This window comes from Siphonobacter sp. SORGH_AS_0500 (assembly GCF_002838835.1).
Classification (GTDB): domain Bacteria; phylum Bacteroidota; class Bacteroidia; order Cytophagales; family Spirosomataceae; genus Siphonobacter.
In genome coordinates this window covers 194792-203007 of sequence record NZ_NHPP01000010.1, presented here as the reverse complement: position 1 = coordinate 203007, position 8216 = coordinate 194792, and the positions used below count along the sequence as shown (strand labels likewise).

The following is an 8216-nucleotide window of genomic DNA, read 5'->3' as shown; positions in this document are numbered from 1 at the left end:
GCCACTGGTATTGCTACCCGTTTGACTTGCATGTATTAGGCCTGCCGCTAGCGTTCATCCTGAGCCAGGATCAAACTCTCCATTGTAAAGATCATTTGTATCTAGACTCGATATTTCTCACTACCCTTCATTTCCCGAAAGAAACTTCTTTAGTAGTGTACCTAGTCGTTTGCTGTTTGCTGTTTGTAAAAGCTAACTCCTAAAAGTTAACTCCTGTCTCCATTACGTCAAAGAACTTCCGCTCACCCGAAGGCTCGCTTTGCTAGTGAATCACTTTCTCTCGTTTGAGAAGCTTAACTCCTTCACTCTCTTTTACTTATCTACTTCGTTTGTGATTCTTCGTTTCAGAATCGGAGTGCAAAGGTACAACTTTCATTTTCACTTGTCAAGAAATTTTGAAAATTTATTTTTCTCATCTCCTTAACTCTCTTCCCCTCTAGCACCTTCCCTCTTCCAAACTCAAAAGCTCCACCTTTGAAGCTCCTTCCTTTTTACGAACTCTTTACTTCTTTTCGACTCTCTTTCAGAATCGGAGTGCAAAGGTAAGCCATTCTCTATCCCCTTGTCAAGACTTTTTTAAAATTTATTTTCAAAACTTTAAAACCCTCAACTTCCACCCCCACTACCTTTAAACTCCCTCGCAATCCACTCTAAATCAAGAAGTTAAACCCAAGCACCGCTCCCGATTTATCTCCTTCCCCGTCGTTTGGGAGTGCAAAGATGCACCACCAACACCCCTCTTGTCAAGCCCTTTGCCAAAATAATTTATCATTACCCCACTAAAACGCTGATTTTCAGTAAAAATTCGTTTAAATAAATTTTAAATCAATCAAAAAGGGAAATGAAAAGCCCTCTTTGGTTCCCATTTCCCTTCATTAAATATAGTATAATACTGTTAAGCGGGCTCTTTAATGCCTTTTACAAATCGCTTGATCGTTTGTGGTAAATCCGTACTAGTAGCGATAGCCTTGATGAACGCACTGCCAATGATAGCTCCATTCGCATATTGGCTAGCTCTTTCGAAAGACTGATGATCGGAAATACCAAAACCAATTAATCTCGGGTTATCAAGATTCAAAGCAGAGATCCGATTGAAATACGTTTCCTGATCTGCACTGATCCCTGTTTTAGCTCCCGTAATGCTGGCAGAAGATACCATATATATAAAGCCTTCTGACATTGCATCAATTTGTCGGATACGTTCTTCTCGCGTTTGCGGCGTTATTAAGAAGATGTTTAGTAACCCGTACTTCTCGAAGACTGCTTTGAATTCATCTTCGTACACATCCACAGGGACATCTGGCAGGATTAATCCGTCCACCCCTACTTCCTGGCACTTTTGGCAAAAGGCTTCAATGCCAAATTGAATGACGGGATTAATGTAACCCATCAATAATATAGGGACGGTGATTTCCTCACGCATGCCTTTGAGTTGTTCAAAAAGCATTTTCACACTCATCCCATTTTCCAAAGCCTGCTGATTCGAATCCTGAATGGTTTCGCCATCGGCCACGGGGTCAGAATAAGGCATACCGATTTCTACTAAATCGGCCCCCGCCTCCTGAAGACTTTTTAGGATGATACGCGTATCGGTTAATTGGGGAAAACCGGCTGTGAAGTATACATTAAGCAACTTCTGAGATTGTTGCTGAAAAAGCTGAGTAATCCGATTCATTGTTTCAATGCTGTTCATGAGGGCCTACAAGAATTTCATGTACGTAGAAAGGTCTTTATCACCGCGACCAGAAAGATTAACCACTACTACATCATCAGGATTTAAGGTCAACGTCTTTAAAGCGGCCAAAGCATGAGCTGACTCTAAAGCAGGAATGATACCTTCGAGTTTAGCCAGTTGGAATCCGGCGGCTAACGATTCCTCATCCGTAACAGCTCTGAAAATGCCCCGACCACTCGTGGCCAGGTTGGCGTGCATAGGTCCGATACCAGGATAATCAAGTCCTGCCGAAATAGAGAAGGGCTCTACCACTTGTCCATCTTCCGTCTGCATAAGGATACTGCGGCTGCCATGTAACACCCCTGGTTTCCCTAAGAAGGTAGTAGCTGCTGATTGTCCGGAATTCACTCCTTTACCGGCCGCTTCTACAGCAACCAGTTTTACGGATTCTTCATTTAAGAAATGATAGAATGCTCCGGCTGCATTAGAACCTCCTCCTACGCAGGCAATCACGTAATCGGGTAATTCTGTTCCTGTTTTTTCTGCTAATTGGTTCCGCATTTCTTCAGAGATCACTGACTGGAAACGAGCTACCATATCAGGGTATGGGTGAGGTCCTACGACACTACCTATTATATAATGCGTATCGACGGGGTTGTTAATCCAGTGACGCATGGCTTCATTAGTTGCGTCTTTCAAGGTACGGGAACCACTGGTTGCCGCCCGGACTTCCGCTCCGAGCATTTTCATGCGGGCTACGTTAGGAGCCTGACGTTCGATGTCAATCTCACCCATATATACGATGCACTCGAGTCCCATCAGAGCACAAACGGTAGCCGTTGCTACTCCATGCTGGCCAGCTCCGGTTTCGGCTACAATTTTGTGTTTACCCAAACGCTTGGCCAAAAGAATCTGACCGATGGTATTATTTACCTTATGAGCTCCAGTATGACACAGGTCTTCTCTTTTGAGATAAATTTTCGCGTTAAAAGCCTCCGAAAGGCGTTCGGCGAAATACAGTGGCGTGGGGCGACCAACGTAATCCTTTAATAAGTGTTCAAAATCGGCCTGAAACGATGGGTCGGCCATAATTTTCAGGTAGTTTTCCCGTAGTTCTTCAACATTGGGATATAACATTTCGGGAATAAAGGCTCCACCGTAGGGACCATAATACCCTTTTTCATTAACTTGATAAGGATTGTTAACCTGCTCTGCAATCTTCATAATCCTGATTTTTGACCAATAAAAAACCCGCTGTTCGGCTGAACAGCGGGCGTGTGATATAGAGGATTACTCCTTACGCAAAAGAAAGCTGTTCAACCGAGGATTCCCAGTTGCCACCACCATGCTTTTGCGAATGAGTTGTTCATTTTCGTTTCGAATTCAATTGTACGGCAAACTTAGAAAAGTTTTTGGTTTGATTGCCTATCGGATAGATAAATTTTATGAAGATTCGGAAATCCAGCAGGTTCTTCTCTTTTAATCGAAGATAGACCCTTATTGCTAGTAGCACATCCTTACTGTAACTCAGCCCATGGATGCTATGGGCGAAAGCTCATTCTTTTTGAAATGGATGTTACTTACTGAATTTTCATCCCTATAAAAAATAAGGGACCGAATCCGGTCCCTTATCATAAACACTTTTAAAGAAAGACATTCTCAGGCTTCAATTTCTTCCACCTTTAGCCGCTGAATAAATTCCCGCACGGCTTCAATGTTTTTTATTCCTGGTTGTTCTTCAAACTTGCTATTGATATCTACAGCGTGCATGCGAAGACCCGTTTTTTCCTTCAGTTCCAGAATGGTTTCGGCATCTTCCAGGCAAATTCCTCCCGAAAGGAAGAAAGGCTTTTCATTATCGTATCTCTTCAGCAAACTCCAGTCGAAAGCTGTTCCGGTACCTCCATAAGCAGCAGCTTTGGTATCGAAAAGAAAGTAATCACAAACGGGTTTGTAATTGTTCAGTTGAGTAAAGTTAAACGTCTCATCTACCCGGAAAGCTTTGATGATGTTGATTCCCTTGAATTGTAAGCTGCGGCAAAAATCCGGCATTTCATCGCCGTGCAACTGCACGAAATCCAGTCCGTAGGTCTTTACCGTCTGAACGATCTGGTTGATGCTGGCATTCACAAAAACGCCGACCTTTTTTGTGTCTTTAGGTACATTTTTCACGACTTCCGCATCGAGTGTTTCTCCCATAAACCGAGGAGAATTTTCGTAAAAAATAAATCCTACGTAGTCGGGTTGTAACTCAAGTAAATCCTGAAGGTTTCCCTCATCTTTCATTCCACAGACTTTAATTCGCATAGGTTTCTGGAGTTTAGGTACAACAAAGGGAAAAACACGGGGCACTTATAAAGTCACGTACTGTAAACCTCCCACAAAATCGGCCAGGGCTTCACCGGGTTGGGACGTTTTCATAAAATTTTCACCAATCAAAAAGCCGCGATACCCTGCGTTATGGAGTTGATGAATCGTTTCTGTGCTACTTAACCCGCTTTCTGATACCTTAACAAACTCTTGAGGTATTTGTTCTACGAGCTTAAGCGAGGTTTCAATTGAAACATGAAATGTTTTCAGATCACGGTTATTCACCCCTACCATATTCAGGTAAGGATTTAGACTGCGTTCGAGTTCTTCCTGATCGTGAACTTCCAGTAATACTTCCAGACCAATGGACTGAGCAAACTGACCGAAACGTTTGATTTCTTCAGGAGATAAACAAGCAGCAATCAGCAGAATTACGTCAGCACCCCAAGCTTTGGCCTCCAGAATCTGATATTCATCGACAATAAATTCTTTCCGTAACAGCGGCGTTCCGGGGTTGGACTTACGAGCCAGTTGCAGATCGTCGGCATTCCCTCCGAAAAACTCTTCGTCCGTCAAAACCGACAGTCCGGCGGCTCCGGCTTCAGAGTAAGCGAAGGTAACTTCCTCTACCTTCACGCGGTCATTAATGATACCTTTGGAGGGAGACTTACGCTTGAATTCGGCAATAATACCGGAAGAATTTTCCTGACGTAATCGCTGGGATAAAGAGTTAGTGGCCCGTCCGAAACTAGGGAACAGTTCAAGTTCACGAGCCGTAATATTGGCTTTCGCCTGAGCTACTTCTTTATGTTTATGAAGAACAATCTTTTCGAGAATATTCATGATCTGGTTAGAATGCAGAGGGGAAAATTATCCGTGGTGAATTGCTTCGTTTACTTCTTCGTCAAACTCTAAAAACTCTTCCCAGAACGAATTCTGCGGAACTGCCGCCTTACAAATCACGGCTTCGTTTTTGATGGGATGAATAAAGTATAAACGGCGGGCATGCAGGTTAATGCTTGCGTCGGGATTCGGACGTGGGTAACCGTATTTCAAATCACCGCGAATGGGACAGCCCATCGAAGCCAGTTGCACCCGAATCTGATGGGGACGGCCCGTTACGGGATTCACCTCCAGTAAAAAATGGTGATTCATTTCACCAATTAACTTGTAGGTTAACTCCGCCTTTTGCGAGCCGGGTCTTTCGTAATCGTAAGCCGTTACTACGTTGCGAGCCTCGTCTTTTACGAGCCAATGCGTTAATTTTCCGCTTTTCTGCTCGGGCTTTTTACCCACAACGGCCCAATACGTTTTCTGAATATCCCGGCGACGGAACAGTTCATTCATGCGTTCGAGGCCTTTGGAGGTCCGGGCAAATACAACCAGCCCGCTCACCGGGCGATCCAGACGGTGTACCGTTCCCAGAAAAACCGCTCCGGGTTTGTTATATTTTACGCTGATATATTCCTTAACGTAATCGGAAAGAGTTTTGTCGCCCGTCTGATCTCCCTGCACGAGTATCCCCGCTGCTTTGTTGACGATGATGAGGTGGTTGTCCTCGTAAACGACGTTAAATGGTTTTGCCATATGATGCACTTGTAAAAACCCAAAGTTACACATTCTCAGGCGTAAATAGAATCTCCCTTTGTCATTACGGGGCTTACTTTCGAATTAAAATCACGACTCAGACGTTCTGATTCTGCATTCATCTTAACTTGCCTGTATGAATCAGCTCGATTTTACGGAAGAGGTAACGCAGTTTGCCGACGTTATTCTGCCCATTCCGATTCCCCGCTTATATACCTATCGCGTGCCCCGGGAATTTACGGGACAGTTACAAATGGGTGCCCGCGTGATTGTTCAGTTTGGAAAAACTAAAATTGTTACGGCTCTTATTGCCCGCATTCATAACCAGCCGCCTAAACAGTATCAGGCCAAATACATTCTGGAAGTATTGGACGACACGCCACTGGTAACTCGCTGGCAATTAGAGTTATTTCAGTGGATTTCCGATTATTACATGTGCCATATCGGGGAAGTCATGAACGTGGCTCTTCCCTCGGGATTGAAGATTTCGAGTCAGTCGAAGGTACAGTATAATCCCGATTTTGAACACCCGGATTTACTCACGCCCCGCGAAAAGGAAATCATTGAAGAAATCAAAGCCAAGCAATCTTTGAGTTACGATGAGCTGGCCCGCTTTGCGGATGTTAAAAACGTATATCACCTCATCAAGTCGCTCATCGGCAAACGGGCGGTTATCGTTTTTGAAGAAGTTCGTGAAAAATATACGCCCAAAGTTGTTCGTAAAGTTCGGTTAACTTCCTTTTTCGCCGATCCTGAAAACTTAAAAACCTTGATTGGGCAACTGGAGAAAACGCCCAAACAGTTAGATATTTTACTCGAATACCTCCGGCATGTGCCCGCCCTTCGCGAGCCGGAAAAAAATACTGAGGGGTTACTTAAGTCTACGTTTTCAAAAAACGATGAGTTATCAGATTCTTCGCTGGATACCTTACTAAAAAAAGGAGTCTTCGAAAGTTTTGATATCGTCATCAGCCGTTTTGCTGAAGATACGGGCACGATTGCCACCATGCCTGTGCTGTCGGATTCCCAGCAGCGAGCGGTACAAGAAGTAACGCAATCGTTTCAGGAAAAAGATACCGTATTACTGCACGGCGTAACCGGAGCCGGTAAAACTGAAGTTTACATTCACCTGATCGAGCAAGCTTTAGAAAGCGGCTCGCAGGTTTTATACTTATTACCCGAAATTGCTTTAACAACCCAGATCGTCGTCCGTCTGAAAAAGATTTTTGGGGAACGGGTTGGGATTTACCACTCTAAATTCTCGGATAACGAACGTGTGGAAGTCTGGAAAGGTGTGCTTTCCGGGCGTTTTCAGTTTGTCATTGGCGTACGGTCAGCCATTTTTCTGCCCTTCGATAGTTTGGGGTTAATCATTGTCGATGAAGAGCACGAAGCTAGTTACAAGCAGTATGATCCCGCTCCGCGTTACCACGCCCGGGATTCGGCCCTGGTAATTGCCAAAATGCAGGGAGCTAAGGTATTACTGGGTTCAGCTACGCCCAGTATTGAAAGTTATTACCATGCTACACAGGGTCGATACGGGCTTGTGGAGCTAAAAGAGCGATTCGGAAATGCTTCGTTGCCTTCCATTGAGCTTATTGACATTCGCCAGGCCCGAAAGAATAAAGCCATGAAGGGCGACTTTTCGAGTGAGTTATTATTCGAACTGGGTGGAAATCTGGAGCGAAACGAGCAGACCATTCTCTTTCAAAACCGCCGGGGCTACTCACCTTACCTGACTTGTGATGATTGTGGCTGGATTGCCAAGTGTGATAGTTGCGATGTCAGTTTGACGTATCACCAACGCGATGCCGAGCTTCGTTGTCATTACTGCGGCCATAAAGAGCGGCTACCCAAAACTTGCCCCGCCTGCGGAAGTACGAAAGTGCGAACGCAGGGATTTGGTACCGAAAAACTCGAAGAAGATTTACAACTGCATTTTCCCGCCGCCCGCATTCAACGGATGGATCTGGATACAACCCGCTCGAAAACCGCTTTTCAGCAGATGATTTCTGATTTTGAAAAAGGCGAAACGGATATGCTCGTAGGAACGCAGATGGTCTCCAAAGGCCTCGATTTTGACAAAGTAAGTCTAGTCGCCATTTTCGATGCCGACCGCATGATTAACTTTCCCGACTTCCGGGCAACCGAGCGTTCCTTTCAGTTATTAACGCAGGTTTCTGGCCGTTCGGGTCGACGCAGTGGTAAACAGGGTCGCGTATTAATTCAGACCAATAATACCCAGCATCCGCTGCTGGCCAAGATTATTACCAACGATTACGAGGGTTTTTATGCGGAGGAAATCGAGGAACGACAATCGTACGCCTATCCGCCGTTTTCAAGGGTTATTCGCTTAACAACCCGCCATATTGAGCAGCAGGTAGCGGAGGCAGCTTCTAAAAAACTAGCCACCCTACTGATGCAAAAATTGGGGAGTGATCGCGTGAAAGGGCCGGAAACGCCCCTCGTCGAGCGAATTCGGAATCAGTTTCTTTTTGATGTGTTACTAAAGTTTGAGCGAAACCTCAATCTGAAAGCCATTAAAGAATTCATCAAAGAAACAATTGAGGAAGTAGTAACCCTTAAGGATTTTAAAGGCGTGAGTATCGTCATTGACGTGGACCCCGTATAATCATTCGACTTT

General features: G+C 44.7%; 6 protein-coding genes and 1 rRNA gene. 1 reads left to right on the top strand and 6 read right to left on the bottom strand.

Annotation, left to right across the window (positions count from 1 at the left end; all coding sequences use genetic code 11):
• The 6 genes from BWI96_RS14075 to BWI96_RS14050 all read right to left on the bottom strand — a co-directional run.
• A 16S ribosomal RNA gene (locus BWI96_RS14075) occupies window positions 1–86 on the bottom strand; the annotation flags it as partial.
• 809 nt (window positions 87–895) lie between these two features.
• Complete coding sequence (gene trpA, locus BWI96_RS14070; protein WP_106637244.1) at window positions 896–1675, bottom strand: tryptophan synthase subunit alpha; 780 nt, start codon at window positions 1673–1675, stop codon at window positions 896–898.
• 24 nt (window positions 1676–1699) lie between these two features.
• Window positions 1700–2899 carry a tryptophan synthase subunit beta gene (trpB, locus tag BWI96_RS14065; protein ID WP_106637243.1) on the bottom strand — a complete coding sequence of 400 codons (1200 nt, stop codon included), beginning with the start codon at window positions 2897–2899 and terminating at the stop codon, window positions 1700–1702.
• Window positions 2900–3334: 435 nt separating this feature from the next.
• A complete protein-coding gene (locus tag BWI96_RS14060; RefSeq protein WP_106637242.1) occupies window positions 3335–3982 on the bottom strand; it encodes a phosphoribosylanthranilate isomerase in 648 nt (215 codons plus the stop codon).
• A gap of 45 nt (window positions 3983–4027) precedes the next feature.
• A complete protein-coding gene (gene trpC / locus BWI96_RS14055) occupies window positions 4028–4828 on the bottom strand; it encodes an indole-3-glycerol phosphate synthase TrpC (RefSeq protein ID WP_106637241.1) in 801 nt (266 codons plus the stop codon).
• Window positions 4829–4855: 27 nt separating this feature from the next.
• Window positions 4856–5572, bottom strand: coding sequence for an RluA family pseudouridine synthase (locus tag BWI96_RS14050; protein WP_106637240.1), 717 nt, complete (start codon window positions 5570–5572; stop codon window positions 4856–4858).
• Between the two features lie 136 nt (window positions 5573–5708).
• Here BWI96_RS14050 and priA point away from each other — a divergent pair, with 136 nt between their 5' ends.
• On the top strand, window positions 5709–8204 hold the full coding sequence (gene priA, locus BWI96_RS14045; RefSeq protein ID WP_106637239.1) for a primosomal protein N': 2496 nt from the start codon (window positions 5709–5711) through the stop codon (window positions 8202–8204).
• Window positions 8205–8216 lie beyond the last annotated feature (12 nt).

Coding starts and splice junctions, on each gene's coding strand:
- trpA (WP_106637244.1), bottom strand. CDS start 1,675: ATGAATCGGATTACTCAGCTTTTTCAGCAACAATCTCAGAAGTTGCTT.
- trpB (WP_106637243.1), bottom strand. CDS start 2,899: ATGAAGATTGCAGAGCAGGTTAACAATCCTTATCAAGTTAATGAAAAA.
- BWI96_RS14060 (WP_106637242.1), bottom strand. CDS start 3,982: ATGCGAATTAAAGTCTGTGGAATGAAAGATGAGGGAAACCTTCAGGAT.
- trpC (WP_106637241.1), bottom strand. CDS start 4,828: ATGAATATTCTCGAAAAGATTGTTCTTCATAAACATAAAGAAGTAGCT.
- BWI96_RS14050 (WP_106637240.1), bottom strand. CDS start 5,572: ATGGCAAAACCATTTAACGTCGTTTACGAGGACAACCACCTCATCATC.
- priA (WP_106637239.1), top strand. CDS start 5,709: ATGAATCAGCTCGATTTTACGGAAGAGGTAACGCAGTTTGCCGACGTT.